The sequence below is a fragment of the Ruegeria sp. P8 genome (assembly GCF_056534665.1).
In genome coordinates this window covers 20,695-46,441 of the sequence record NZ_JBQERC010000009.1, presented here as the reverse complement: position 1 = coordinate 46,441, position 25,747 = coordinate 20,695, and the positions used below count along the sequence as shown (strand labels likewise).

23 protein-coding genes are annotated in these 25,747 nt (G+C 58.6%); 15 read left to right on the top strand and 8 right to left on the bottom strand.

Annotation, left to right across the window (positions count from 1 at the left end):
* Positions 1-35: 35 nt before the first annotated feature.
* Positions 36-1,841: an autotransporter assembly complex protein TamA gene (locus ACR0BZ_RS12190; protein WP_480832738.1), complete on the bottom strand. Its 1,806-nt coding sequence runs from the start codon at positions 1,839-1,841 to the stop codon at positions 36-38.
* Positions 1,842-2,170: 329 nt separating this feature from the next.
* On the opposite strand from ACR0BZ_RS12190, the gene ACR0BZ_RS12185 reads away from it, so the two are divergent.
* On the top strand, positions 2,171-3,106 hold the full coding sequence (locus ACR0BZ_RS12185) for a LysR family transcriptional regulator (RefSeq protein ID WP_480920313.1): 936 nt from the start codon (positions 2,171-2,173) through the stop codon (positions 3,104-3,106).
* 36 nt (positions 3,107-3,142) lie between these two features.
* Here the strand turns inward: ACR0BZ_RS12185 and ACR0BZ_RS12180 are convergent, their stop codons facing one another.
* The 3 genes from ACR0BZ_RS12180 to ACR0BZ_RS12170 all read right to left on the bottom strand — a co-directional run bounded on the left by ACR0BZ_RS12180 (position 3,143) and on the right by ACR0BZ_RS12170 (position 5,451).
* Positions 3,143-4,129, bottom strand: a complete 987-nt coding sequence (locus ACR0BZ_RS12180; RefSeq protein WP_480920312.1) for a type I glyceraldehyde-3-phosphate dehydrogenase — start codon at positions 4,127-4,129, stop codon at positions 3,143-3,145.
* A gap of 53 nt (positions 4,130-4,182) precedes the next feature.
* The gene (locus ACR0BZ_RS12175) at positions 4,183-4,506 is read right to left on the bottom strand and encodes a hypothetical protein (RefSeq protein WP_480774055.1); all 324 of its coding nucleotides are present in this window, start codon (positions 4,504-4,506) and stop codon (positions 4,183-4,185) included.
* 111 nt (positions 4,507-4,617) lie between these two features.
* Entirely contained in the window at positions 4,618-5,451 is an 834-nt protein-coding gene (locus ACR0BZ_RS12170) for a bifunctional allantoicase/(S)-ureidoglycine aminohydrolase (RefSeq protein WP_480920311.1), read from the bottom strand.
* Positions 5,452-5,627: 176 nt separating this feature from the next.
* On the opposite strand from ACR0BZ_RS12170, the gene ACR0BZ_RS12165 reads away from it, so the two are divergent.
* Positions 5,628-5,984, top strand: coding sequence for a hypothetical protein (locus ACR0BZ_RS12165; protein ID WP_480832743.1), 357 nt, complete (start codon positions 5,628-5,630; stop codon positions 5,982-5,984).
* A 14-nt stretch (positions 5,985-5,998) separates the two neighbouring features.
* Here the strand turns inward: ACR0BZ_RS12165 and ACR0BZ_RS12160 are convergent, their stop codons facing one another.
* Positions 5,999-6,934, bottom strand: coding sequence for a 2-hydroxyacid dehydrogenase (locus tag ACR0BZ_RS12160; RefSeq protein ID WP_480920310.1), 936 nt, complete (start codon positions 6,932-6,934; stop codon positions 5,999-6,001).
* A 231-nt stretch (positions 6,935-7,165) separates the two neighbouring features.
* Here ACR0BZ_RS12160 and ACR0BZ_RS12155 point away from each other — a divergent pair, with 231 nt between their 5' ends.
* The 3 genes from ACR0BZ_RS12155 to ACR0BZ_RS12145 are packed head-to-tail and all read left to right on the top strand — an operon-like array spanning position 7,166 to position 9,587.
* Entirely contained in the window at positions 7,166-7,969 is an 804-nt protein-coding gene (locus ACR0BZ_RS12155) for a thioesterase family protein (RefSeq protein ID WP_480920309.1), read from the top strand.
* Positions 7,970-8,013: 44 nt separating this feature from the next.
* On the top strand, positions 8,014-8,688 hold the full coding sequence (locus ACR0BZ_RS12150) for a DUF1007 family protein (RefSeq protein ID WP_480920308.1): 675 nt from the start codon (positions 8,014-8,016) through the stop codon (positions 8,686-8,688).
* Positions 8,673-9,587 (top strand): nickel/cobalt transporter, encoded by a 915-nt coding sequence (locus tag ACR0BZ_RS12145; protein ID WP_480559732.1) that lies wholly within the window; start codon positions 8,673-8,675, stop codon positions 9,585-9,587. Before ACR0BZ_RS12150 ends, ACR0BZ_RS12145 begins: the two co-directional genes overlap by 16 nt.
* Before the next feature lies 1 nt (position 9,588).
* Here the strand turns inward: ACR0BZ_RS12145 and truA are convergent, their stop codons facing one another.
* The gene (gene truA / locus ACR0BZ_RS12140) at positions 9,589-10,356 is read right to left on the bottom strand and encodes a tRNA pseudouridine(38-40) synthase TruA (protein ID WP_480920307.1); all 768 of its coding nucleotides are present in this window, start codon (positions 10,354-10,356) and stop codon (positions 9,589-9,591) included.
* 107 nt (positions 10,357-10,463) lie between these two features.
* On the opposite strand from truA, the gene ACR0BZ_RS12135 reads away from it, so the two are divergent.
* The 8 genes from ACR0BZ_RS12135 (at position 10,464) to ileS (ending at position 21,824) form a co-directional block, all read left to right on the top strand.
* Positions 10,464-11,879, top strand: coding sequence for a YcjX family GTP-binding protein (locus tag ACR0BZ_RS12135; protein WP_480920306.1), 1,416 nt, complete (start codon positions 10,464-10,466; stop codon positions 11,877-11,879).
* On the top strand, positions 11,876-12,331 hold the full coding sequence (locus ACR0BZ_RS12130) for an N-acetyltransferase family protein (protein WP_480832751.1): 456 nt from the start codon (positions 11,876-11,878) through the stop codon (positions 12,329-12,331). Before ACR0BZ_RS12135 ends, ACR0BZ_RS12130 begins: the two co-directional genes overlap by 4 nt.
* Positions 12,324-13,313 carry a YcjF family protein gene (locus tag ACR0BZ_RS12125; RefSeq protein ID WP_480832752.1) on the top strand — a complete coding sequence of 330 codons (990 nt, stop codon included), beginning with the start codon at positions 12,324-12,326 and terminating at the stop codon, positions 13,311-13,313. Before ACR0BZ_RS12130 ends, ACR0BZ_RS12125 begins: the two co-directional genes overlap by 8 nt.
* Positions 13,314-13,375: 62 nt before the next feature.
* Complete coding sequence (locus ACR0BZ_RS12120) at positions 13,376-14,086, top strand: VIT1/CCC1 transporter family protein (protein WP_267367744.1); 711 nt, start codon at positions 13,376-13,378, stop codon at positions 14,084-14,086.
* A gap of 76 nt (positions 14,087-14,162) precedes the next feature.
* Positions 14,163-15,479, top strand: coding sequence for an SDR family oxidoreductase (locus ACR0BZ_RS12115; RefSeq protein WP_480920305.1), 1,317 nt, complete (start codon positions 14,163-14,165; stop codon positions 15,477-15,479).
* Entirely contained in the window at positions 15,479-15,958 is a 480-nt protein-coding gene (locus tag ACR0BZ_RS12110) for a DUF2269 family protein (protein WP_480920362.1), read from the top strand. Before ACR0BZ_RS12115 ends, ACR0BZ_RS12110 begins: the two co-directional genes overlap by 1 nt.
* Positions 15,959-16,038: 80 nt before the next feature.
* Positions 16,039-18,747 (top strand): DUF2339 domain-containing protein, encoded by a 2,709-nt coding sequence (locus tag ACR0BZ_RS12105; RefSeq protein ID WP_480920304.1) that lies wholly within the window; start codon positions 16,039-16,041, stop codon positions 18,745-18,747.
* Positions 18,748-18,911: 164 nt separating this feature from the next.
* Positions 18,912-21,824, top strand: a complete 2,913-nt coding sequence (gene ileS / locus ACR0BZ_RS12100; RefSeq protein ID WP_480920303.1) for an isoleucine--tRNA ligase — start codon at positions 18,912-18,914, stop codon at positions 21,822-21,824.
* 42 nt (positions 21,825-21,866) lie between these two features.
* On the opposite strand, the gene ACR0BZ_RS12095 is transcribed toward ileS, so the two are convergent.
* The gene (locus ACR0BZ_RS12095) at positions 21,867-23,837 is read right to left on the bottom strand and encodes a hypothetical protein (protein ID WP_480920302.1); all 1,971 of its coding nucleotides are present in this window, start codon (positions 23,835-23,837) and stop codon (positions 21,867-21,869) included.
* Positions 23,838-23,971: 134 nt separating this feature from the next.
* On the opposite strand from ACR0BZ_RS12095, the gene ACR0BZ_RS12090 reads away from it, so the two are divergent.
* Positions 23,972-24,427, top strand: coding sequence for a methylated-DNA--[protein]-cysteine S-methyltransferase (locus ACR0BZ_RS12090; protein WP_209505477.1), 456 nt, complete (start codon positions 23,972-23,974; stop codon positions 24,425-24,427).
* Positions 24,428-24,503: 76 nt separating this feature from the next.
* The gene (locus ACR0BZ_RS12085) at positions 24,504-24,971 is read left to right on the top strand and encodes a hypothetical protein (protein WP_480870766.1); all 468 of its coding nucleotides are present in this window, start codon (positions 24,504-24,506) and stop codon (positions 24,969-24,971) included.
* 22 nt (positions 24,972-24,993) lie between these two features.
* Here ACR0BZ_RS12085 and ACR0BZ_RS12080 read toward each other — a convergent pair whose 3' ends face one another.
* The gene (locus ACR0BZ_RS12080; protein ID WP_480920301.1) at positions 24,994-25,689 is read right to left on the bottom strand and encodes a CDP-alcohol phosphatidyltransferase family protein; all 696 of its coding nucleotides are present in this window, start codon (positions 25,687-25,689) and stop codon (positions 24,994-24,996) included.
* Positions 25,690-25,747 lie beyond the last annotated feature (58 nt).

The following is a 25,747-nucleotide window of genomic DNA, read 5'->3' as shown; positions in this document are numbered from 1 at the left end:
CGTGCCAATCAGCAGAGGGTATGAAAGGTGCCGTCTCAAAACGCTTGCCCGATCCCGATATAGAACTGCAGACCGTCGCCGCTGGACCCGCTTACCGGGAAGGCCAGGTCAAACCGCAGGGGTCCAAAGCCGCCCAGATCATATCTTACGCCGATACCGGCACCAGCATGATCCTCCGCGCCACTTCCTATGAAGGAAGAGGTATCGACGACACCGTAGTCGTAAAACCCGACCAACGACAGCGAATCTGTCACCTTGCCCCGGATCTCGCCGGAAAGTCCAAGAAAGGATTTGCCGCCTGCGACACCGGTCCCGACAGGAATGCCAAGGCTTTCATAGGGTTGCCCGCGCACGGTTCCCGCGCCACCGGAAAAGAACAGAAAATCAGGTGTAACGCCACTCGCAGGTGGGCCAATGACCGATCCAAGCTGCGCCCGCCCGGCCAGCACCACCCTGCCGCCGGTTCCAAGGCTGGTATAGACCCGCCCGTCGACAAACAGGCGAATGCCTGTATCGGTGCCGGAAAAGCCAACGAAAGGCATGACTTCGGTATCCAGATAAAAGCCGCGCGTGGCGCTGACTTTGCTGTCGCGCTCATCCCATTCCGAGCGGAAGGGCAGGATAAAGTACCTAAACTTTCGGCCATTTCCATAGGCGTCGTCAGCATCTGACCACTGTAATCCAGCCGAGGCTTCGGCATACAGCGTGTCCGAGAATGTGCGGCGCGCACCATATGCCACAGACGCAACCGAAACATTGTAGTTTTCGGTGTTGCGGCGCTCCAGCAACGCGTTCCAGAATGTATTGTCGTCCGGACCCAGACGATCGGGCTGATCCAGACGCAATCCGATCCGCCCATCAAGATCTTCGGAACCACCGATATTTCGTATCGCGGCCTCAAAACGCAGGCGTTCCGCGCGTTTGAACATGTTGCGATGCATCCAGGTCGCGGTCACATCGACACCGTCGCGCGAGGCCAGCTCGAGCCCAAAGGTCAGCTGACGCTTTGGCAGGTCTTCGAATGTGGCGTCGAAATCCAGTGTGCCGTCGGGGTTTGCTGTCTCATGTTCCTGCAATGACACGACGTTGAACGTGCCGGTGCGGCGTAAACGTGTTCCAACCTTCTGGATTTTTTCTGGTGAGTAAACTTCTCCGCTTGGGAAACCGGCGATTTTTTCGATGGACCGGTGGCGCACATCCGTGTCGCCCTTGATGAACATTCTGCCAAACGTCAACCTGCGCCCCGGGTCCAGATCAATCTGCGCATCCAGACGGGCCTGCGCGTGGCGGGCGATGATGGTCTGATCCTCAATTTTCGCTTTCGCATGGCCCGCATTCCGCCACCCCTGCACACCGTCCGAGCCTGCTTTTTGAATGGCTCCGGTCGTTGCCAACTTGCCGGGGGCGAAACCTTCGGGCAGAACGGTGCCAGACGCCAGGGGCTGAACAATGGCCGTGCCGAATTTGAAGCTTGGTCCGGTTTCAACGGTAATTGCGGCCCTGTTGATCTGTGTTGGCACAGTCAAAGAGCTCAACTCAGCGGCTTCCTGCCCGTCAAGCTTGATGCTGACAACCGGGCTGAAATACCCTTCATCATACAAGATCTGTACAAGCGTGCGGTAATCCGACAAGGCGGCAGACAGGATCTCAAGTGGCGTATCCAAGCCCCGCTCTTTCGCTGTTGTAACCGATGATGTCTTTTTCAGGCGTTCAACCAGTTCCTTCGAAGCGCCCGGCGCCGTCAGAGAGGTTTCCAGCGCCATCAGAGCAGTCGGGGTCAGTGAAATGACAATGGCACTCAGCCAGAACTTCAAACGGCCTTGCGGCGTGCGCCCTTGCATGAATTGCCCCAATTGTCCCAGTTCCAAATCTCAGCTACCGTGTCACGGACGGTCTTATAGTGTCAGGTTAGAACATCTGAATGCTATTGGGAAAAGGGATAAACGCGGGATCGGGTAATTTTGGTCAAATTGTCCCGGTTTGTGCCGACACATCGTATTGCGCATCTAGATTGGCAGACTGGAATTGCCGCGTTGCAGGCGATAGTCAACCGTATGCAACAAATGTCCGGGCCGGCCTTTGGTCTTGGCCCAGTGCAATTCACTAGGCAAACGGGCGGTTCTTCGATATTCCCAGTATATTGTCAACGGGTATCAAAAAAACCGAAAAAATGTCCTATCTCGACAACATCCGAACCTTTGTCAGGGTTTACGATCTGGGCAGCATGTCTGCGGCCGGGCGGGATCTTAGGATTTCGCCAGCGGTGACATCGGCGCGAATATCGCAGCTTGAGGACCATCTGGGTGTACGTCTGTTCCAGCGCACCACACGCAACCTGTCCCCGACAGAGCAGGGAAAGGCATTCTATCCCGGTGCGGTGGCGGTTCTGGATGCGGTGGACGAGGCCGAGGCTCAGGTCACACATCTGACCGAGGCACCGCGCGGGTCGTTGTTCGTGGCGTCTCCACTGGGGGTGGGGAGGCGATTGCTGGCTCCACATGTGCCCGAGTTTCTTGCGGAATACCCCGAGATTGATGTCCGGTTGCGCCTGACGGATCGCTCGGTTGATCTGACGACGGAAGGTCTGGATCTGGCGTTTTTCATTGGCCAGCCCGAAGACAGCACGTTGCGTATTCGCAAGATTGCCGACTGCCAGCGTGTACTGTGCACTGCGCCAGACTATGTGGCGCGGCGCGGTATGCCTAAGACCGGGGATGACCTGATTGCCGACAAGCATGAATGCCTGAACCTGCGCTTTCCGGGTGCGACCGAGTTTCAGTGGATGCTGGTCACACCCGATGGTCCGAAACGATTTGCCGTATCCGGGCGGTTCGAATGTGATGATGGGGATGTTCTGACGGATTGGGCGTTGTCCGGTCAAGGCATTGCAATGAAGCCGGTTTTCGAGGTGGCCGAGCATCTGAAATCCGGCCGCCTCGTACCGGTTGCGACGGAAACTCCGCCTGTTTCAGTTCAGATGGCCTGCCTATACACGCATCGGCGCCATCAGGATCCAAAGGCACGCCTGTTCATGGATTTCATGATTGAACGGATCAGTAAGGTGGTCCGTGTTACAGAATACCCTGTCGCGGGGCCTAAACCATAGACACCGACCCGACGCTGTGTACGAAGGTTAGTCCGGTCACGACGCGGCCATCAGACGGGCCACGTCCAGCATGCGAGCCGAAAAGCCCCATTCATTGTCGTACCAGCCGAAAACGCGCACCTGATTTTCTCCGACCATGCGGGTTTCCGGCCCGGCAATGACCAGCGAATCCGGGCGCGCCCGCAAATCGGAAGAGACCAGCGGCATATCCGTCCAACCCAAAACCGGTGACGCGACAACAGCCTGACGCAAAGCATGATCAAAATCCTCGGCCCTCATGCCGCGTTCCAACGTGACCACGAGGTCGACCGCCGAAACGCTGGCTGTCGGGACGCGAACTGCAGCGCCCGAGATGCGCCCGGCCAGATGTGGAAGGACCACGTCGATCAGGTGTGTGGCGCTGGACGTTGTCGGAACCATGGACAGCGCACCAGCCCGCGACCGGGCAAGGTCGCCGCGCGGGGCGTCAACCATAGGTTGGCTGTTGGTATAGCAATGGATAGTTGTCATATGGCCTGACAAAACACCGCCAATGTGGTCCAGCACTTTGACCAGTGGTGCCAGCCCATTGGTTGTGCAGGAGGCGTTCGATACGATCCGGGCGCTGCCCAACTGATCTTCGTTTGCCCCCAGAACGACGGTTAAGTCTGCCGCAGGCGAAGGACCCGAGATCAGGACCTTGCTGGCGCCCGCAGATAACCCGCGACGCGCCACGTCGGATGTGCGCGCGACCCCAGTACAATCCAGCATTACGTCTACGCCAGACAAGTCAACGCGTGTCAGATCAGCACTGTGGGTCATAGGAACAGAGCGTCCATCCACGATCAGCGTAGCATCGCCCTGTGACACATCGCCGGGATAGGGGCCGAAGGTGCTGTCGTATTTGAACAGGTAAGCACAGGTCTCCAGCGGCGCGATGTCATTGATCAGCACCAGCTCGATATCCGACCCTTCAGGCAGGGCCAGAACCTGCCGCAGGATCGTGCGGCCAATGCGGCCGAATCCATTAATCGCGAGTTTCATGCGCAAGCTATGGCAGGGCGTCGGGGCGACCTCAATGCCTGATCAACAACAGCTTACTTGCAACTGACCTGAGAAAAGAACTGACCCGAAATATTCTGGTACATGCTGTTGAAGATCACCTTGCATCCCGTCGCTTGTTGAATGGCAGCAATTGCTTGCGTTGTCCGAAGGCGTGGGGGCGGACCGAACGGGTTCAGGTTGTTGTTGTCGCGTGTGGCGCGATAAATGACCGGTTCGTCTGCGACCTGTGTCACAGCCCAGTTGCGGCTCATGACGAAGACGGATTTGGTCTCTTCCCCCGCAATGGCGGGTGCGGTGTGCAGGATTGCAGAGGTAGCGAGTGCGGCAACGGCTATCAGGGCAAGGCGCAGTTTCATGGACAAATCTCCAATGCTCAAAACAAGAAGTTACCTGGATTTCAGCAAATTCCGACCCTTGTGTGAAGCCCCGGGGCAAAAGATCACTGCGATTCCCAGCCAGCCCAGCGTTTAGCGGCGCGACAGGGACAGGGGCATATGCCGGTTGACGTCCTTGTAAAGCAGATACCTGAACCGGCCCGGCCCCCCTGCGTAACAGGCTTGCGGGCAAAAAGCGCGTAGCCACATGTAGTCTCCGGCCTCAACTTCGACCCAATCCTGATTGAGGCGATAGACCGCTTTCCCTTCCAAAACATAAAGCCCGTGTTCCATCACATGGGTTTCGGCGAAGGGAATGACCCCGCCCGGTTCGAAATTGACGATGTTCACATGCATGTCATGGCGCAGGTCCTGTGGGTCAGCGAACCGCGTGGTGGACCATCGGCCGTCTGTGCCCGGCATTTCGACAGGCGTCACATCGCGTTCGTTGGTGATGATCGGGTCTGGCGCGGACAACCCGGGAACGGCCTCATAGGCTTTGCGGACCCAGTGGAACCGGGCTGCCGTCTGGCCAGTGTTCCGCAATGTCCAGTCGCTGCTGGCGGGGATATAGGCATATCCGCCTGTCTCCAACACATGGTTTTCCGAATTCAGTGTCAAAGTGACTGTTCCTTCGACGACAAAAAGCACCGCCTGAGCTTGCGCGTCTGTCTCTGGCTGATCGCTGCCGCCGCCGGGCTGCACTTCCATGATGTATTGCGAGAACGTTTCGGCAAATCCGCTGAGCGGGCGTGAAAGAACCCACAGGCGTGTTCCTTCCCAGAACGGCAGATAGCTGGTGACGATGTCGCGCATCGTACCTTTGGGAATGACCGCATACGCGTCTGTGAACATGGCGCGGTCGGTCAGCAACTGGTTCTGGCCGGGGTGGCCGCCGGTCGGGGCGAAGTAGGTCGGATGGGTCATTTGTGTGCCTCGGGATCGTTTGAATGGCACTATGGGGACAAAGGCGCGGCGCTATTAGGTCCTGACACGCGATAGGTTTGTTCGGGATATTTTGAAGGTCGGCACCCCGGGGCTTGGCCCTGCTGAAACAGAGGTATATCCTTGGTCGTAAATGATTTCAGTTCTGTGAGGCCACAATGAAAGCCCAGTTTTTACCCGTCATTGCCGCGTTTGGCACCCTATTGATGACCGGTTCCGCCGACGCCAAGTCACTCTCCCGAATCATAGCTGAGATGGGGCTGTCCCCGGCAGACTTTGAAGTGGTCAGTGAAACCTCGAATGCCCTTTTGAACAATGGCACGCCTTCTGTAGGGCAGGAACGGTCCTGGCAAAACGACGAGACCGGCTCAAAAGGAACGATCCGGGTGCAAAACGTTCAGGGCAACTGCGTCGGCCTTCAACATGTCATCCAGCCGGAAGGCAGCGATCAAAGCCGCGAGATCAGAACCCGCCGGTGCAATGACGGTAACGGAAACTGGATCCTGACGCCCTGATCTCTGACTTGGTATCAGTACCCCAGATCGCGACTGACTTCGTGCAACAGGGGATCGCCGGACCTGAGCCTATGGTAGTTCTCAGCCACATCCGACAGTGCGTCCCCCAGATACCAGCCCGAGACATGCGGTGTGATCGTCACAGAAGGGTGCCGCCACAAGGGGCTGTCTTTTGGCAGCGGTTCCTGTGACGTGACGTCCAACACGGCATGGCCCGGTGAGCCGTTATCCAGCGCCGCGATCAGCGCCGCCTCGTCAATCAGGTTTCCGCGTCCGGCGTTCAGCAACTGACTGCCCAGCTTCATCGCGGCCAGCGTCTGTGCGTCAAACAAACCCGCGGTTTGCGGCGTCGAAGGAAGGATGGCACAGACGTGATCACATTGCCCCAACAGCCGAGGCAGCGCGTCTTGCCCATGCAGGCAGGTGACACCATCGATGGACTTTGGTGAGCGGCTCCAGCCCATGACCTTAAACCCGACGGCATGTAACATGCGGGCAGTGCGGGCCCCTATATGGCCCAGACCCAGAACGCCCACAACCGTATCAGGTGTGAAGATAGGCGCGCGCGGCAACCACTCGGCGCGACTCTGGGATGCCTCGTGAAAAACCATATGGCGCTGAGCGCGCAGAATATAGGCCAGAAACCATTCGGCAATGCCCTGAGCAGGCGCGTCTGGCTTCAAACGTGCCACTCGGATATGCGGAGGCAGGTCCGGATGGCCAACTATGGTCTCAACCCCGGCCCCCAGCTTCTGAACCAGTTTCAGGTTGGGCAACTTCGCCGGGTGATTGCTTTGCATGCTGACCACCGCAAGCATCGTAATGTCGTTGGGGTCGCCCAGCGTTCCGGGTGTGCGGATGTCTGCACCGGGCGCCAAGGCCTGTAATGTGGCGGCGATTTCCTCATCCCCAATCCAGTCCGACAACCCGGTTTCAATCAACAACGCCATATGCGACCCCACTTGGATGTGATGTGGTGACGTCCCGTCACAGCGGTGGACAGGATCAGGTCTGTTAAGCCATCCTCGTGCCTAAAAGTACAGCCCGGTTTCAAAACCCGAAAAGGACAGTTTCGTGAAGATACCACTCACCTCGCGCAAGGGAAACCACGTTACTTCGCAACCGGTTACCGGGATGAGTGAGCCGAGGCACACCACGCAACGAATGACCAGAGGGGACTGATGGCAGGGCTCGACTTCACGGATCAGACTTATTTCTGTCAGCGCGAGGATGGGGCGTTTGTCGGAAATGATCCTGCACGCGGTCCATGGTCTGCCGATCATTGCCACGCAGGGCCGGTAAGCGGGTTGATAGTGCGGGCGGCGGAAACCGAGGTTGGCCCCGAAAAGATGCTGACCCGCCTGACAGTTGACCTGTTGCGCCCTGTGCCCTTGGCCGGGTTGCGGGTTGCCGCAGAATCCACGCGTCATACCAAGACGTTGGCGACCACACGGGTTACGGTGCACGACCTGGATGACACACTCTGCGCCACGGCCACCACCATGCATCTGGCGCGACGCGATCTGGGCGCGGTGGCAAACGTCGAAGCCAGTGCGCCACAGTTGGAAAACGCAGTAGAAGGCCCTTTTCCAATCGGCGAGATTCGTCACGATTTGAAGGGGTTTGCCCACTACAGTGACATCCTTTATCCCAAAGACGGCAAACAGGGGGCCGGACCCAAAACGGTCTGGATGCGCACCCCAAAGCTGTTGAGCGGCGAAGATCAGTCGCCCATTCAGGCATTGTGCCCGTTGGCGGATTGCGGCAATGGTATCTCGTGGAATGCTCCGACGTCGGAGATGGGGTTCATGAACACAGATCTGACCGTGAATATCCACCGCGAACCGGTTTCAGATTGGCTGGCGTCCAGTTCGGTTTCACATTGGCAACCTACGGGCATCGGCATGTCTCAGTCGGTGCTTTTTGATACGCAGGGTCCTGTAGGGACGGCCCTGCAAACACTGGTTCTGTTCCCGCCAGTCTGAAGGTCGGCCAGTTTCCGCAGGCGTGTGTAAAGGCCGTTGTCGCCGTGTCCCGTCAGACCTATCTTGCGCATATGCGCTGGCTCTTCACCGTCATGACCTGTTGCCTGCCGATCCCGGCACTATCCCACCCGCATGTCTTTATCGACACCGGGCTGGAGTTCATCGTGGATGAGGCCGGTCACCTGACCCATATCCGGGTGACGTGGGCATATGACGAATTTTATTCTCTGCTTGTTCTGGAAGGCATGAATCTGGATCAGGATGCTGACGGTATTCTGACGGAAAACGAAGAAAAACGTCTGAGCGGGTTCGATATGCAATGGGTCGAGGGATATAACGGCGACCTCGTGCTCACCAAAGACGGAACACCGGTGGCTCTGTCCCGCCCGATACAGCCCAGCGCGACAACGGAAGACGGGCGGATTGTAACCACCCATTTGCGGGCGGTCGAAGGCGGAGCAATACTTGCCACAGGGCTTTCCGCCAAGGCATTTGATGAGTCCTTCTATACGGCCTACGAGATTACGCGCCCTGTAACCGTGACGGGCCCGGAGTCTTGCCAGATGGATCGTAACGACCCTGACATAGACGGGCAGCTTGCACAGATGCAGGCGTTTCTATTGACACTGGACGCGGATTACGACCTGGAGGAAAACGATATTCCCTTGGTTGGTGAGAGCTTTGCGACTGAGATCCTCATTTCATGTCCCGTTTCCTGATTGTTCCGGTCGCTCTGGCCTTTGGTTTGCTGCTTTGGTTCTGGGGCAGTGGTGGGTTTGACAGCCTGGCAGGTTGGGCAGCCGGAGAGCAGCGGGACTTTCAGAACCAGATCGCGCGGTCCTTGCGTGCAGCGCGCGCGGAACAGCCTCAGGCGGTGGCCACGCTTCTGACTGTCTGTTTCGCGTATGGGTTCTTTCATGCTGTGGGTCCGGGCCACGGGAAGGTTTTGATCGGCGGCTACGGTTTGGGTCGGCGCGTCGCCTTCTGGAGGTTGTCCGCGATCAGCGTATTGTCCAGCCTTGGTCAGGCGGTGACGGCGGTCGTGCTGGTCTACGCGGGGGTGCTGGTCTTTCAGATGTCCCGCGAAAGCCTAGTTGGGACGACCGAACAGGTGATGGCTCCGATCAGCTACGGAGCCATTGCGTTGATTGGGCTTTGGCTGGTTGTACGGGCTGTGCGCAATTTCGCACGACAGCAGAAAAAGCATGTCTCTAACGATCACACCCATCAGCACCATCATGATGAGGGAGCCTGTGCGGAGTGCGGTCATCGTCATGGTCCAACCGCGGACGAGGTCGCAAATGTGGGCACGTTGCGCGAAGCCCTGATCCTGATCGCAGGCATAGCTGCACGGCCTTGTACCGGTGCCTTGTTTGTACTGATTCTGACGTGGCAAATGGGCATCGCCATGGTGGGGATCGCGGGTGCTTTTGCCATGGCGCTTGGCACGGCGACTGTGACTACGCTGGTCGGGTGGACGTCTTTTGGTCTGCGCGGCGGGCTGCTGGCTTCGGCTTCGGCCACGCGCTTTGCGTCGGTTCTGGCACCCTCCATCGAACTGGTGGCGGGGCTTGTCATTGCGGTGATTGCAGGCGGGTTGCTTCTGCGCGCGGTTTAGATCAGTCGAACACCGGTTCCGGGTATCCGACCCGCGCCAGATACAGCCCGTGCGGCGGACACACCGGCCCGCAGGCAGCGCGGTCGGCGGCTTTCAAAGCCTCACGCACATCTTCCGGGGTCCACGCTCCGGCGCCCACACGTTCCAGCGTTCCGACGAAACTGCGCACCTGATTGTGCAAAAACGACCGGGCGCGCACGTGGAAATGAACCTCGGGGGCGGAAAAGCCCTCGACCCATTCAACGCGCAGTTCATCAAGGGTTTTGACCGGGCTGGCCGCCTGACAGATCGACGACCGGAACGTAGTGAAATCATGCCGACCCAGCAGCATGTTTGCGCCTTCCTGCATGGCGTCGACATTCAGCTGGTGGCTAATCTGCCAGACCTGTCCCCGGTCGTGGGTTGCGGGCGCCCGGCGCATCAGGATGCGGAACAGATATTGCCGTTCAACCGCTGAAAACCGCGCGTGCCAATCCTTGGTCACGGGGGCGGCCTTTACGATGGCCACTGGGAGAGGCTTGAGGTGATAGTTCAGCGCCTCAGACAGGCGGAACGGGTCCCATTCCTTTGCCATGTCGCAGTGGGCAACCTGCCCCAGAGCGTGAACGCCGGCGTCCGTGCGCCCCGCTGCAGCAATCGTATGCGAACCCGGTTGAATACGGGACAGGGCCTGTTCGATGGCGCCTTGTACAGATGGTTGATCCTTTTGCCGCTGCCATCCGGCAAACGGTTCCCCCTGGTATTCAACTTTCAACGCATATCTGGGCATGTGCCGCTGGTACAGCGCAGCGCAGGATCGGGCAAGGGGGCGAAAGCGCTGGTATGTGCCGCGACCGCTACCTATCTTGGGCAAAAGGAAAATTGCGGGGCGGCGGATTGGTCATCTCTTCACTGGCAGACAGTCTTGCACGTGGCGTCGAAAGTATCGGCGACAGCGTGTCCGAGACATTTTTCGAGCCGGTCATCCGTTTGGGTGTCACCGGGCTGGCGCGATCCGGTAAAACAGTATTCATCACTTCGTTGGTTGCCAATCTGCTGGATCGGGGCCGTATGACCGGGCTGGTTGCGCAGCAGGAGGGGCGAATCATTGCCGCCTTTCTGCAACCCCAACCGGATGACACTGTGCCCCGGTTCGATTATGAATCGCACCTGTCCGCCCTGACGGGACAGACACCGCATTGGCCAGACAGCACGCGCGCGGTATCTGAATTGCGCTTGTCCTTCAAAGCCCGTCCCGCCGGGCTGCTTGCCGGGTTGCAAGGGCCGCGCACGGTCCATCTGGATATCGTCGATTATCCCGGAGAATGGCTGCTGGATCTGGCCTTGCTGGACAAATCTTACGCAGACTGGTCTCAGGAAACACTGGCACGGATTAAGACCCGCGCCGAGGCTGCCGCGTATCTGGCACTGGTCCAAGATACAGACCCGTCGGTAGGGCACGACGAACCTGCCGCACAAGCTCTGGCCGCGTCGTTCACCGCCTATCTCAACGCAGCGCGCGATGCCGGGTTTTACGACTGTACCCCCGGACGTTTCCTGTTGCCGGGTGATCTGGCGGGATCTCCGGTTCTGACCTTTGCACCGTTGGCAATCACGGGCCCGTCGCGGCGCAGGACCCTTCAGCGCGAGATGGAACGGCGGTTCGAAGCTTATAAATCTCAGGTCGTGAAACCGTTTTTTCGGGATCACTTCTCGCGGATTGACCGGCAGGTGGTTCTGGTTGACGCGCTGGGCGCAATTCACAAAGGTCCTCAGGCCGTTGAAGATATGCGCCGCGCGATGGCTGATATCCTGTCGGCTTTTCGTCCGGGACGGAACGCATGGCTGAGCCAGCTTTTGTTGGGCAAAAAGGTCGAACGCATCCTGTTTGCAGCGACAAAAGCGGACCACCTGCACCACACGCAGCATCCCCGCCTGACCGCGATTATCGAAGCTTTGACGCGCGAGGCACGCGATCGTGCGAAATTCGCCGGGGCCCGGACTGCGGCCCTGTCTCTGGCCTCGTTACGTGCAACAACCGAAGAGATACGCAGCCACGACGGGACCGATCTGCCATGCGTGCGTGGTACTTTGTTAGGCAGCGGCAAACAGGCCGCTTTCTATCCCGGACAATTGCCCGAGGATCCAACGCATCTGTTGGGTCCGGCGCGAAATGGGGCGGAGAGCTGGTTGAACGAAGATTATGGGTTCATGGCCTTTGCGCCGGCAAAACTAACCCTGAAACCTGGTGACGGCCCCCCGCATATTCGACTGGATCGTGCAGCGCAGTTTCTGATCGGAGACAGATTGTGATCACGACACTGCGCCCCGCACGCACCACAGATGCCGGTACAATCGGTACGATCCTGCACGATTTCGCTTTGGAAAACGACTGGATGCCCAAATTGCACAGCTGTGCTGAAACCATCGCCTTTTGCGGCCGGATGATTGATCAGGACTGGGTCACTGTGGCCGAGGCTGAGACAGGCGTGGTCGGGTTTCTGGCGCTGAATGGGGGTGAAATCCATTCACTTTATCTGGATGCACAAGCTCGGGGGCAGGGGATCGGCCAGCAATTGCTGGATCACGCGAAATCAAGCCAGCGGCGGCTGGGCTTGTACGCGTTTCAGGATAATTCCCGTGCCTGTCGGTTCTATGAGCGAAACGGCTTTGCCGAGGTGGCGCGCAGCGATGGGGCAGAAAACGATGAAAACCTGCCGGACATAAGGTTTGTCTGGCACAGCAGGGATACGACAAATGGCTAAAGGTCCGGTTTTGATCGATCTTGACGATGATGAACCCGCTGCTGATGTCGCGCAGGCAAAACCGGTGCCGGATACTGTGCCACCTCAGGGGCAGGCGATGCAAAGCGCGGCCCGGCTGGCGGCCAGCAAACCCTCAGTCCTTGCGCGCTGGTTCTGGGGGCTTGCGCTTTCGGTGGTCGGGGCCGCCATATCGGTGGCCGCCTGGGATTTTGCAACCTCTCTGGTGACGCGGATGCCCGTTCTGGGTTGGATCGTTGCCGGATTGTTGGCTGCATTGGTTCTGGTGGTGGTGATCATCGCGCTACGCGAGCTCGCGGCTTTGGGGCGGTTGTCCCGTGTTGATGGGATGCGCCGTGCAGCGGATATTGCATTGGCTGATGAAGACCTGGCTCAGGCGCGTGCGGTCACACATCGCATCATTGCATTCTACAAAGGGCGCGAGGATACCCGCTGGGGTCGCGAGCGGTTGTCCGAGCGTATGGGGGAACAGTTCGATGCCGAGGCGCTTTTAAACCTTGCCGAGGATGAATTGTTGGCCCCGCTCGACGCCGCTGCCAGCCGTGAGGTTGAAGCCGCAGCACGGCAGGTTGCCACCGTGACCGCTTTGGTCCCTCTGGCACTGGCGGATGTTGTAACGGCTCTGGCCGCGTCCCTACGGATGATCCGCCGCGTCGCGGAAATCTACGGGGGGCGGGCTGGCACGCTGGGAAGCTGGCGTCTGACCCGTGCCGTCTTTGTGCATCTGGTCGCAACTGGGGCGGTGGCCGTTGGTGACGATCTGCTGGAACCTGTTCTGGGCGGGTCCGTTCTCAGCAAATTGTCCCGACGGTTCGGAGAAGGTCTGGTCAACGGTGCGCTCAGCGCCCGAGTGGGCGTGGCCGCGATGGAGGTCTGCCGCCCGCTGCCATTCTCAAAACGCCACAAACCTTCCACGCGAGGCATCATTAAACGCGCCTTGCAGGGTCTGTTCTCCAAGGGTTGATCCAGAGCAAAGCGTCAGACCACACCCTTCTGCACTCTGCCAGTGAACAATAGGAGCAAACCATGACGGATCACGGTCACAGTCCGCAGGAAATTGCCGACCGGATCAACGCTCCGCCCGGGCGCGGTGTGTTACGCGACGTTGTGTATGGCGGCATTGATGGTTCCGTCACCACATTTGCCATTGTCGCCGGTGTCGCGGGGGCGGGCCTTTCCCCGTTTGTTATCGTGGCACTTGGTTTGGCAAACGTTCTGGCGGACGGGTTTTCAATGGCCGCAGGCAATTACTCGGGGACTAAGGCCGAACTGGACAACATACGGCGCATTCGGGCGATCGAGGAACGCCACATCGCACTCTACCCCGACGGCGAGCGCGAGGAGGTCCGTGAAATTCTGTCGCAAAAAGGGTTGTCAGGGGAAATTCTGAACGAAGCCACCGCCGCGATCACGTCGAGCCACGAACATTGGGTCAACCTGATGATCGAGGGTGAATATGGGCTGGGCAGTGTCGACCCACATCCGATGAAAGCCGCGTTGGCAACGTTCTTCGCGTTCCTTGTGGCCGGGATGATCCCGCTGTTGCCGTTTTTGGCGTCGGTGGAGAATGCTTTCGAGATGTCGGTCTGGATGACGATGGGGGTCTTCTTTGCGATTGGTGCGTTCAAAAGCCGGTGGTCGTTGGCGCCCTGGTGGCGGTCAGGTATCGAAACGCTGTTGATCGGTGGTCTGGCGGCACTGATCGCGTATCTCGTCGGGTCTCTGTTCCATCCATAAATGTCGCAGCACGGTAGTCGCGACTGGTCAAAACTTCCCGGATAGGTAGAGTGGCGCAAAACAGGTGCAAAGGACGATGGCAGATCACGAGCTTTCTGGAAAGAACGTATTGGTTCTGGGTGCTTATGGGTTCATCGGCACCGCCGTCACGCGGGCATTGTCGGCCGCAGGTGCCACGGTTCAGGGCATGGGGCGCAATCTTGCTCAAGGGGCAAAGGTCCTGCCGGGGGTTTTGCTGAAACAGGGCGATATGCGCGATCTGTTGCACAAGGACGATTGGCAGGACCTGCTGGCCGACGTCGATGTCGTGGTGAATTGCGCAGGGGCTTTGCAGGATAACGCGCAGGACAACCTTGAAGCGGTGCACCATATGGCGGTCGCAGCCCTTGCAGGGGCCTGCGCGGAAGGTGGCATAAGCATTGTTCAGATTTCGGCCATCGGAGCAGAGCCGGACGCCAGCACGCATTTCCTGTGCAGCAAGGCACGCGGAGATGCCGCTTTGCGCGCATCGGGCGTAACACTTTGGATTCTAAAGCCAGGGCTTGTTATCGGGCAAACGGATTATGGGGGAACGGCGTTGCTTCGAATGCTGGCGTCTGTTCCTTTTATTCAACCGCTGGCTTACCCCGATACACCCGTTCAATGCATCGGGATGCCCGATCTGTGTGACGTCGTGATTGCTGCCGTTGCCGGTCGTCTGCCGCAGGGTAATTACGATCTGGTCGAGGATACCCCGCATAGTTTGTCGGACGTGGTGCGCTGCACGCGGCAGTGGCTGGGGTTTCCCGCTGCGCGCTTCCATCTGGTCCTGCCGCCTGTCCTGACAAAAGCCGTTGCGGCCATGGCGGATTGTCTGGCCCTGTTGGGTTGGCGGTCTCCGCTGCGCAGCACGGCGATGACGGTCATGGCGGATGGCGTGATCGGCGACCCTGGCCCCTATCGTGCAGCGGCCGGGCGCGGAAATGCCGCCTTGCCTGAGGTTTATGCCATGCTGCCTTGCGCGCGCGAGCATCGGTTGACCGCGCGGATGGCGCTATTGATGCCGCTGATCGTTGCAACACTCAGCCTGTTCTGGTTGCTGTCGGGCCTGTTTGGGCTGGCGAGTTTGTCCACGGCTTCTGGTATGCTGGTCGAAGCGGGGTGGTCATCCGCCTTGGCGGTGACCAGCGTTGTGTTCTGGTCCCTGATCGACATAGCACTTGGTCTGGCCATCCTGTGGCGCCGATGGGCGGCGCGGGCCTGTGTGGCGCAGTTGACAGTAGCCATATTCTACCTGATTGCCGCTTCGGTCACGATGCCGGAATTGTGGTTGGATCCGCTGGGGCCGCTGGTGAAAATCCTGCCCGCGATGATCCTGTCGCTTGTGGCGTTGCCCTTGTTTGAGAGCCGATGATGGACCCTGAACTGATCTTGCGATGGCTGCATGTCATCGGTGCATGTGTGCTGCTGGGAACCGGGGCAGGGATCGCCTTTTTCATGCTGATGGCGCACCGGACAAACGACCCGCGCGTCATCGCCCATACGGCGGGTATCGTGGTACTGGCCGACCTTCTGTTCACCACGACCGCTGTCATCCTGCAAACAGTGACCGGAGCTCTGCTTGCCTGGCAGATCGGGTGGTCTTTGGGTGAAGGATGGATCGTGTTGTCTCTGGTGCTTTATGTTTTGACGGGCTTGTTCTGGTTGCCGGTGGTTTGGGTTCAAATCCGGTTGCGCGACCACGCGCGAACGGCGGCAGAGCGGGGAATGCAACTGCCACCGGAGTATTACCGCTTGTTTAGGTTCTGGTTTGCTTGCGGGGTTCCAGCATTTCTGGCGGTTTTGACCATCCTTTGGCTGATGATCGCCCGTCCGGCGATTTCGGTACTTTAGACTTTGTCACGGCTTTCCTGACTGTTGCTGACCGACAGCACGAGATAGCTTGGCCGAAATTACGGATCGGAGAGACTCGGTTGGAAACGCTGCTTGTTCTTATTGGCCTAGTTGTTCTGGCCATCCCGGTGATCTTGATTGCCCTTCTGGTCGGACATTCCCGATTGCGTCGCCGGGTCGAACAACTGGAAGCGCAGATCAATGCGTTGGTGTCGGGTGATGCACCGGCGTCGCTGCAACCGGAACAGGATGCACCTGCACCGCAACCTGTGGCAGAGGAACAGGTTCACAGCCCGGGGCCGTGGGCCGCGCCAAAGCGACAGGAAGACGAAAGCGCCGAAGATGTAGACACCGACGCCGCTACGCCTGCAATTGTATTTCGCCATGACAGGTTTGCTGCGCTGGGCGCGTGGCTGCGTGAGAACTGGTTTTACGCGGTCTCGGCCCTGTCGCTGGCATTGGCCGGTATTTTCCTCGTGCAATATGGCGTTGAGAACGGATTGTTACCTCCGACGGCCCGCGTTTTCGCCGCGCTTGGTTTCGGCTCGGCTTTGATTGTCGGGGGCGAGGTTCTGCGCCGCAGGTTCGGGGATGACGAAGCGGTGGCCACTGCCTATTTGCCATCGGTCTTTTCGGGGGCCGGCCTCGTCACCTTGTTTGGGGCAATCCTGTCTGCGCGGCAGCTCTATGGCTTGATCGGGGCCGAGACGGCATTGGCAGGGATGGTCGTTGTCGCGCTTGTTGGTCTTGTTCTGGGGTGGTTCCACGGCCCGCTGTTGGCTGCGGTTGGACTGATTGGAGCTTTTGCTGCACCCTTTCTGGTTGGAGGCGCATCTGACGATCCCTCGTGGCTCTATGCCTATTTTCTTTTGGTTGCTGTTTTGGGGCTGGGTATCGACACGGTGCGGCGTTGGGCGTGGATTTCGGTTCTGACGTTGGTCGGGGTTTATGCGGCAAACCTGCTTTTGATAAGTGGGGCTCCGAATACGGAACCGGGATATCTGGTCGCGACAACAGTGCTGGCACTGCTGGCGACGGCCATTCCGGTGCGGCGCGTTTGGCCCGATCATGCAGGGTGCATGATGTCTCAGGTGATCCGAACCCCCGGAACCCGCCCATGGCCCGAGTTTCCAACTCGGCTCGCCGCCGGAGCGATTGCGGCCAGTGCCGCGATCCTGTCCTGGCATTGGGCAGACTCAGCGGCTGAATTCTGGTTGGGTGTCTGCCTGCTGTCCGCCCTGCTTCTGGCGCTGCTATTGTGGGCCAAGGATGCGCCTGCGTTGCAGGATCTGACCGTGCTACCTGCGGCGGGCCTTGTGTTTTTTGTGGCCTCTCACGGGCTGGAATACGGCGCAGTTCTTCGCAGTTTCACCGACACCTATGCCGAGACGCCCGAGGCCGACTTTCCGATGGCAGCCACCGCGCTGGTTGCTTTGGGCGCGCTCATGTCGATTTTGATGGCATGGCGGTCATTCAGGGCAAACCAGTATCGTGCAATCTGGGCCGGGGGCGCTGTAATTCTTGCACCGGCGCTGGCCATCGCTTTGGAATTGGGCTGGCGTCCTGCCACGGTTATCGGTGCGTACGCCTGGGCCCTGCACGCGATTGTCCTGGCAATTCTGATGGTGGTTCTGGCCGGGCGTTTTGGTCGCGCCGATGGCGACGACCGGATGCGGGCTGCTCTGGCCACGTTGTCCGCGTTGTCTTGTCTGGTCTTTGCTTGCGTCATCGTGCTCAGCTCGGCCGCGCTGACGATTGCGCTGGTGGCCAGCATCGTCGCAGCAGCAGCCTTGGATCGCAGGTTCACCTTGCCGCAGATGAGTTGGTTTATCTGGGCCGGTGTCTTTACGGTCACGGTGCGCTTGGTGCTTGACCCGGGTCTGGACTGGGCCAATGCGGCCCCGGTGCCCGAAATGGCGATGGTCTATGGTGCGGCCACGTTGGGTTTCGTGGCTGGCTGGTGGCTGTTGCGTCCCTTGCAGCGGCCGGTTGCCGCACTGTTGCTGGAAAGCGCGGCATGGGCGACGGGCGGCATCCTGCTGTCCCTGTTGCTACTGCGGTGGCTTGAAGGTTTCGGTGAAGGCGGGGCCGACAACAGCCATTGGGGTCTTGGCCTGCTGGCGGTCATCTGGCTGCTGCTGGCCTTCGCTCAGGTTCAGAGGTTTGGGCTGGGTGGCAAACTGAATTATGCACGGTACGTGTTGGCGGCGTTCTTTGCCGGTCATGGCGTGTTCCGACTGACCCTGGCTTTGACCGACCAAAACCCGCTTCTGAACCCCAACGCCGACCCGGTGCTTGGCCCACCGATTCTGAACACCCTTGTCCTTGCCTATCTGGTGCCCGCACTGACCATTGGATTCTCGGCCTGGCGGATCAAGGACATGCCAAAGCAGATCAGGCTGGCTAGCTACGCCATTGCGGGTGCGTTGATTGCTGTGTGGTTTGGCCTGACTATCCGCCATGTCTGGCAGGGCGCAGCAGGCATGTTTGAAGGTAACGGCGTCACGCAGCCCGAGCTTTATACATATACCCTTGTTCTGCTGTTGGTTGGGGCGGTGCTGTTCTACCAATCTCTGGCACGCGGTTCGGATGTGATGCGCAAGGCGGGGTTGGTGGTGATCGGGCTGGCGGTGGCCAAGGTCTTTCTGATCGATATTGCCGGTCTGGGCGGGCTGATCCGCGTGTTCTCACTGCTGGCGCTGGGGCTTGGGCTGGCCGGTCTGGCATGGTTGAATCGCTGGGCCAAGCTGCGCCATTCGCCGCATGGGCCGGAACCTCTGGACCATTGAAGGCAGGCGTCTTATAAGCGCGGCCATGTATGACCGGACGGCCATCATTATTCGAATTATATCCCCGGCGCTCTGACCCTCTGAGACGCCGGGCAAAGGTGTTTGAGAATTCGCACCGACCGCTTCGATCCTAGTACGACCAGATCATCCAAAGGACGCTCAAAATGTGCGCCGACACGACCCAAACGCCTGACTATAAAGACACGCTGAACCTGCCCAAAACCGATTTTCCAATGCGCGCGGGCCTGCCTGCACGCGAACCCGCATGGCTGGAGCGGTGGGAGACCATCGGTGTCTATGACCGCCTGCGCGAGAAAACGGGGCGCAAACCCTTTACTCTGCACGACGGCCCCCCCTATGCGAACGGCCACCTGCATATCGGCCACGCACTGAACAAGACGATCAAGGACATGATCGTGCGTTCCCATCAGATGATGGGCTTTGACGCGCGTTACGTGCCCGGTTGGGACTGCCACGGTCTGCCGATCGAATGGAAGATCGAAGAACAGTACCGCAAGAAGGGCAAGAACAAGGATGAGGTGAACATCGTCGACTTCCGTCAGGAATGCCGCAAGTTCGCCGAAGGCTGGATCGACATCCAGCGGGAAGAGTTCAAACGTCTGGGCATCACCGGCAACTGGCCTGATCCCTACATCACCATGGACTTCCATGCCGAGGCCGTGATCGCCGACGAGTTCATGAAATTCCTGATGAACGGCACGCTCTATCAGGGTTCCAAGCCCGTGATGTGGTCGCCCATCGAAAAAACTGCGCTGGCCGAGGCCGAGGTCGAGTATCACGACAAGGAAAGCTTTACCATCTGGGTGAAGTTCAAGGTCGTGAACGCGGGTGATCTGGATGATGCGTTCGTCGTAATCTGGACCACCACTCCTTGGACAATGCCGTCGAACAAGGCGGTCGTGTATGGCAAAGACATCTCTTATGGTCTCTACGAAGTCACCGGCGCGCCTGAGGAATGCTGGTCTAATGTGGGTGACAGATTCCTGCTGGCTGACAATCTGGCCGCAGATGTGTTGGGTCGTGCCCGTCTGAACGACGATCAGTGGACCCGTGTACGCGGTGTCGCCACCGATGAACTTGAAGGTGTTCAACTGACCCACCCGCTGGCCGGTGCCGAAGGTGGCAATGGCGAATGGGACGATATCCGCGACTTCCGCGCGGCTGACTTCGTGACCGATACCGAAGGCACCGGTTTCGTCCACTGTGCGCCGTCACATGGTATGGAGGAATTCGAACTCTACCGCGATTTAGGCATGTTGGAGCAGGTCATCACCTATAACGTGATGGATGATGGTTCGTTCCGCACCGATCTGCCGTTCTTTGGTGGCAAATACATCCTGTCCCGCAAGGGTGGTGAGGGTGACGCGAACAAAGCTGTCATCGACAAGCTGGCCGAGGTTGGCGGGCTGCTGGCGCGCGGCAAGATCAAGCACAGCTATCCGCATTCGTGGCGCTCCAAGGCTCCGATCATCTACCGCAACACGCCGCAGTGGTTTGCATCCGTTGACCGCAAGCTGGATGACGGCATGGGTGAGATGGGCGACAGCATCCGCGAACGTGCCCTGCGCTCGATCGACGAACTGGTCAAATGGACGCCGCAGACGGGGCGCAACCGCCTCTATTCGATGATCGAAGCGCGTCCGGACTGGGTTCTGTCGCGCCAACGCGCCTGGGGCGTGCCGCTGACCTGTTTCACCAAGAAAGGTGCCTTGCCCACCGACGCGGATTACCTGCTGCGCAACGCAGACCTGAACGCGCGCATCAAGGCGGCGTTTGAGAAAGATGGCGCGGATATCTGGTACACCGACGGGTTCAAAGAGAAAATCCTCGACGGCATCGCCAACCCCGATGACTACGATCAGGTGTTTGACGTGCTGGATGTGTGGTTCGATTCTGGTTCCACTCACGCCTTTGTTTTGCGCGACCGCGAAGATGGGACCGAGGACGGCATCGCCGACGTCTACATGGAAGGCACCGACCAGCACCGTGGTTGGTTCCATTCGTCCATGCTGCAGGCTTGCGGTACCAAGGGCCGTGCGCCATATCGGAATGTCGTCACCCACGGCTTCACGCTGGATGCCAAGGGCAACAAGATGTCCAAATCGCTGGGTAACACCATCGTACCGGAAGAGGTCGTCAAGCAATACGGCGCCGATATCCTGCGTCTGTGGGTGGCACAGACCGACTATACCGCCGATCAGCGGATCGGGCCGGAGATCCTGAAAGGCACCGCCGACAGCTATCGCCGTCTGCGCAACACCATGCGGTTTATGCTGGGCTCGCTGGCGGATTTCACCGAGGCCGATCGCGTTGCACCCGAAGATATGCCGCGTCTGGAGCGCTGGGTGCTCAGCCGGCTGGCCGATCTGGATGAGCAGGTTCGCAAGGGCTATGCGTCCTTCGATTTCCAGGGCGTATTCAGCGCGGTCTTCACCTTTGCCACGGTTGACCTGTCGTCCTTCTACTTCGACGTCCGCAAGGATGCTCTTTATTGTGACGGCGACACGCCGCGCCGTCGTGCTGCGCGGACGGTGTTGGATATCCTGTTCCATCGTCTGACCACGTGGCTGGCGCCGGTTCTGGTTTTCACCATGGAAGAGGTCTGGCTGGAGCGCTTTCCGGGCGACGATAGCTCGGTCCACTTGGTCGACTTCCCGAAAACGCCTGCGGATTGGCGTTTCGCCGAACTGGAAGAGGCCGTTGCCAAAGTGCGCCGTGTACGCCGTGCTGTGACAGCTGCGCTTGAGATCCAGCGGCAGGACAAGGTGATCGGCTCCAGCCTCGAAGCGGCACCGATTGTGCATGTTGAGGACAGTGAAACCCTTGATCTACTGGCGACCTTTGACGTGGACGATCTGTGCATCACGTCAGGTCTGACCGTGACCGGCGACCCGGCCCCAGCCGAAGCATTCCGCGTACCCGAAATCGAAGGCATTGCAGTCGTGTTCGAGAAGGCCGAAGGCGAGAAATGTCAGCGCTGTTGGAAAATCCTTCCTGACGTGGGCCGCCACGCCCATGTCGGAGTTTGCCGACGCTGCGATGAGGCGCTAAGCTGATTGAAACCGCCCTCTCGATCCTTCGAGGGGGCGTTTTTCGTTTCACGTCTGCGCGGACTGCGGTGTCGGATTAAACAGGTCAAAGCCTATGGCTGAATCCTTCAGGACCTTCCAAACCTGATAATCCGTGAAATATCCGGTGTGACCACCGGGCTCGACCGGAATGTTGCGGTTTGCGGAAATCAGCCCGCCTTCAATCTCGGTCCCCACAAAGTCATCCTGCCTGAAGATGTTGAACCATGCGGCGTTCAGGTTTTTGGGAACGACTGTGAACATCTCGGGAAAATAGCGCTGATAGATATGGGTCACAGGACAGCCCATCGTAATCAGCGTCAGGGTGCGCCCATTAATAAGCTTTTGCACGCGTGGATCAGCCAGCATCTGCGTGGCAATCACCGTGCCCTGCGAATGTGAAATCACCGTGATGTGGTCCGCGGCAAAGATATCCACAACATAATGCAGCGCACGATAAAATCGTTCATCAATCGCCTTGCGATCCGGATAATTGCGCAGCCTCGTTTTCAGGTCCGCTGTCAATAAACACTTGTCGCGAATGGCATAGGTGACGATGTCCCGTGCCACACCCAGCCCTGCTGCGACGAAATCGGAAAAGCGGTACATCAATGCTGTTGCACCCAGGACGATCAGGCCAATCTCGCCCTGTTTGCTTGCCAGTTTGTTCAGAACCCGGCCAATCAGGTTGCAATTGTCCGTTCCGATCTGACACAGGGGATCGACGTGCTGGCTCAACGCGATTTCTCGGATAGTGACCATCGCCAGTACGATTGCACCGAACAAAAAAACCCATTGTGCAAAACGATTGAGGATGGCGCGGCTGATCAGCCCGTCGCGGATATGTAGGTTCGCCTTCAGCCTTCTGCGACCGGCAAACAGGCCAACACCGACAAACGCAAGCAGGACAATTGCCGCGAAGGCAACACTGAGTGTTTCGATGGAGTCACTGAGGAAATTGTCAAAAAGACCGGTCAGTTTTCCATCCGACAGCCCCGGAATCGTGTCGAGCATTTCCCGCAGCATTAGCCACAACCCGGAAATGAAGAACATCCAGAACACCAACATGCCTGCACATATGCTGGGGTACAGCCGCCTGTGCTCTTTCAGATTGTCTGCCTGAACCTTTTCATCAAGGCTGGTCGCAGAAAGCACGTACAAAATGATTGTCATGAAGATCAGAGAAGCCCAGAAAAACGCGAGCAGGTAGACCTGAAAAGCTACAAACTGCTCCAGCGCCGAAGGGCAAACCGGGCTGTCCTGCAAGGGTGTGCAGGCTCGGATTTCCAGACCAAGCGGACCAATGATCAGGCAGATCAGCAGCAAGAACCCCATCCCGAAAATGCCGCGCCAGAATACGCGTCTCAGATAAGTCGGGGCTGTAAAACTGCGCCTTAGTCCGTATGCGGCCCCTCCGGCGTAAAGCGTGAACAAGAGCCAGAACAGCAGGATCGTGCTTTGAAAGAAGATCCCGGGAACGCGATCAACCATCACGGCGAGCGCTCCGATCAGAAGATAGGCATTCAGAGTCGCGACTGCGCCGAAGAAAACCCAGGTAAAAAGGTGAACCAGCCGGGCGGCCAAAGTGTTCCTGCCGTTGGCTTGGTCCGCGGCCACATCCGCGCGGCTATGCGTTTGTTCGGCATTGTCCATGGCCAGATAACCCAGCGCGAGAACAACCCAGATCAGGTCCAATGCTGTCTTAATGGCTCCTTTCGGGGCAGGCGAGCGGTCGGCCCAGAAAACCTCGGCAAACATGGCCTCGTCCTGCGGTGCTGACGGTTTCGTCACCTTGCGCAGGTTGACCGGGAATAGTTTTGCGCTTCGGGGCGTGCCGTCGAAGGTTGTTTCGGCCAGTTCGATCATCCCGCGCTGAACCTCAATCGGGGGTTCGGGATTGCCATCCAGCCAGGTTGTCGCGGCCCCGACAACCTGATCGACGGTCTCACCGGGTATTTGTTCGCCAATTCCGTGAACCGTCAGGATCAAATGACGACCCATCTCATGCTCCAAATCTCTTTTTGACAATGCAGCCAAGCTAACATGATTGCGGCATTTCGCAAAATCCGCGCGTCGCGCAGACCCCCGTGGCTTCGCCACTTGAACTTGGAGGATTGATCTGAAACCGTCAGCCCATGGCGATGATTGCAGTTGATACTCAGTTCGGAAGACTTGGGATCGAGGAAACGGATGGTGCCCTCACGCGGCTGGTCTGGGACGGTCAGGACGACGGCGAGCCGACCGCTCTGCTGCGCGAGGCGGCGGCGCAGTTGGCGGCCTATGACGCTGGGCGGCTTGCCCGTTTCGATCTGCCCTACCGCATCCATGGATCGCAGTTTCAAAGACAGGTCTGTGATCTTATGTATGCCATTCCCCTTGGGGAAACGCGCACCTACGGGGATATCGCCAAGGCGCTGGGACAACCGGCGCAACCGGTCGGTCAGGCCTGTGGGGCAAACCCGATTCCCGTTATTATTCCCTGCCACCGGGTGCTGGCTGCCAATGGGCTGGGCGGGTTTTCCGGGTGCGGCGGGATCGAGACAAAGGTTGCACTGCTGCGGCATGAACGGGCGGCGGGTCTTTTGATCTGAGCCTCGAAATTCGGTTGCAATCCGGTTCTGGGAAGCACAACTTATATCCGTTGTTGAATTTGAAGGATCGCATTGAATGAGCACCGAAAAAGATCGCGCAGCCCAGAAGAAGGCCATTATCGACCGGTTGATGTCGCTTGAAGCAGAGGAGCTTGCAACGGCGCAGGCCCATTACGATGCATTTCTGAAGGATGCCCAACTGGATGACCGGGAAGGCCACGACAAGGATGACATAGCCGCATCGCGCGAAAATGCCGATCTGGCAGCTGCATTTGACGCGCCTGTTCATGCGCATCATGCTAAGATCGATGTGATCGAAAATACCGATTTTGGTCTGACAGATACAGTCAGGCCGGGATCGGTGATCAGGTTCAACAACCGCAGCTTTGTCGTCTGCGTTTCGACGACCCGGTTCGAGGTGGGTGGAGATACATATATGGGGATCTCGACACAAAGCCCGATCTACCTGGCCATGGCCGGTCTGAGAGCGGGTGACGTCTTTACCCATAACGGTACTGAATTTGAGGTTCAGGACGTTCTTTGAACCCGGTCCGGCAGCGTTCGTGTCAGGTACGGCGCTGCGGCAACACCTGCTGTGCTATGCCTGCAAATGTCAGGTACAGGCTGGCGAGGACCAGACCCCAGTGGGCCCAGCTTTCGGGATGAAAATCGACCCATGCGGCCCAGCCCGCAAAGAACGTCCACGCAAGGGCGACCGGCAAGGTCAGACTGCGCCAACGCTCGGTGCGCACGGGGTGAACGAATTTCAAAGGCAGAAACATCGCAAGCGACAACAGAGTGACCAGCAGCAGGATGATCCAGAAATTGGGCTCCAACGCGAAGATCACGACAACGAACATGTTCCAGCATCCGGGAAAGCCTGAAAAGGAATTGTCCTTGGTTTTCATGCGAGTGTCCGCGAAATACATCGCGCTGGCGAAGGTGATGACGATGATAGCGAACCAGCCGGTCCATCCATCCATCAATCCGGACTTGAACAACGCAAAGGCCGGGATGAACACATAGGTTAGATAATCGATGATCAGATCCAGCAAGACGCCGTCAAACTCGGGTGCGTTTTTCTTGACGTGATAGTGCCGCGCCAACGGGCCATCGATGCCATCAACAACGAAGGATACGACCAGCCAAAGGTACATGAGGCTCCATTTCTCTTCCACGGCGGCCAGCATGGCCAGCATTGCGAAGACGGCGCCCGTGGCAGTGAAGAGATGTACGGCAAGAGCTTTGAATCTGAGTGTCATGCTAGGGTCATGACCGATGCACGCCAGAGATGCAAACCAAAAGCCCGAGGTTTCTGTT

Bases quoted from the DNA above. Each gene is read 5' to 3' on its own strand.
- ACR0BZ_RS12190 (WP_480832738.1), bottom strand. From the start codon at position 1,841: ATGCAAGGGCGCACGCCGCAAGGCCGTTTGAAGTTCTGGCTGAGTGCC.
- ACR0BZ_RS12185 (WP_480920313.1), top strand. From the start codon at position 2,171: ATGTCCTATCTCGACAACATCCGAACCTTTGTCAGGGTTTACGATCTG.
- ACR0BZ_RS12180 (WP_480920312.1), bottom strand. From the start codon at position 4,129: ATGAAACTCGCGATTAATGGATTCGGCCGCATTGGCCGCACGATCCTG.
- ACR0BZ_RS12175 (WP_480774055.1), bottom strand. From the start codon at position 4,506: ATGAAACTGCGCCTTGCCCTGATAGCCGTTGCCGCACTCGCTACCTCT.
- ACR0BZ_RS12170 (WP_480920311.1), bottom strand. From the start codon at position 5,451: ATGACCCATCCGACCTACTTCGCCCCGACCGGCGGCCACCCCGGCCAG.
- ACR0BZ_RS12165 (WP_480832743.1), top strand. From the start codon at position 5,628: ATGAAAGCCCAGTTTTTACCCGTCATTGCCGCGTTTGGCACCCTATTG.
- ACR0BZ_RS12160 (WP_480920310.1), bottom strand. From the start codon at position 6,934: ATGGCGTTGTTGATTGAAACCGGGTTGTCGGACTGGATTGGGGATGAG.
- ACR0BZ_RS12155 (WP_480920309.1), top strand. From the start codon at position 7,166: ATGGCAGGGCTCGACTTCACGGATCAGACTTATTTCTGTCAGCGCGAG.
- ACR0BZ_RS12145 (WP_480559732.1), top strand. From the start codon at position 8,673: ATGTCCCGTTTCCTGATTGTTCCGGTCGCTCTGGCCTTTGGTTTGCTG.
- truA (WP_480920307.1), bottom strand. From the start codon at position 10,356: ATGCCCAGATATGCGTTGAAAGTTGAATACCAGGGGGAACCGTTTGCC.
- ACR0BZ_RS12125 (WP_480832752.1), top strand. From the start codon at position 12,324: ATGGCTAAAGGTCCGGTTTTGATCGATCTTGACGATGATGAACCCGCT.
- ACR0BZ_RS12120 (WP_267367744.1), top strand. From the start codon at position 13,376: ATGACGGATCACGGTCACAGTCCGCAGGAAATTGCCGACCGGATCAAC.
- ACR0BZ_RS12115 (WP_480920305.1), top strand. From the start codon at position 14,163: ATGGCAGATCACGAGCTTTCTGGAAAGAACGTATTGGTTCTGGGTGCT.
- ACR0BZ_RS12110 (WP_480920362.1), top strand. From the start codon at position 15,479: ATGGACCCTGAACTGATCTTGCGATGGCTGCATGTCATCGGTGCATGT.
- ileS (WP_480920303.1), top strand. From the start codon at position 18,912: ATGTGCGCCGACACGACCCAAACGCCTGACTATAAAGACACGCTGAAC.
- ACR0BZ_RS12095 (WP_480920302.1), bottom strand. From the start codon at position 23,837: ATGGGTCGTCATTTGATCCTGACGGTTCACGGAATTGGCGAACAAATA.
- ACR0BZ_RS12090 (WP_209505477.1), top strand. From the start codon at position 23,972: ATGGCGATGATTGCAGTTGATACTCAGTTCGGAAGACTTGGGATCGAG.
- ACR0BZ_RS12085 (WP_480870766.1), top strand. From the start codon at position 24,504: ATGAGCACCGAAAAAGATCGCGCAGCCCAGAAGAAGGCCATTATCGAC.
- ACR0BZ_RS12080 (WP_480920301.1), bottom strand. From the start codon at position 25,689: ATGACACTCAGATTCAAAGCTCTTGCCGTACATCTCTTCACTGCCACG.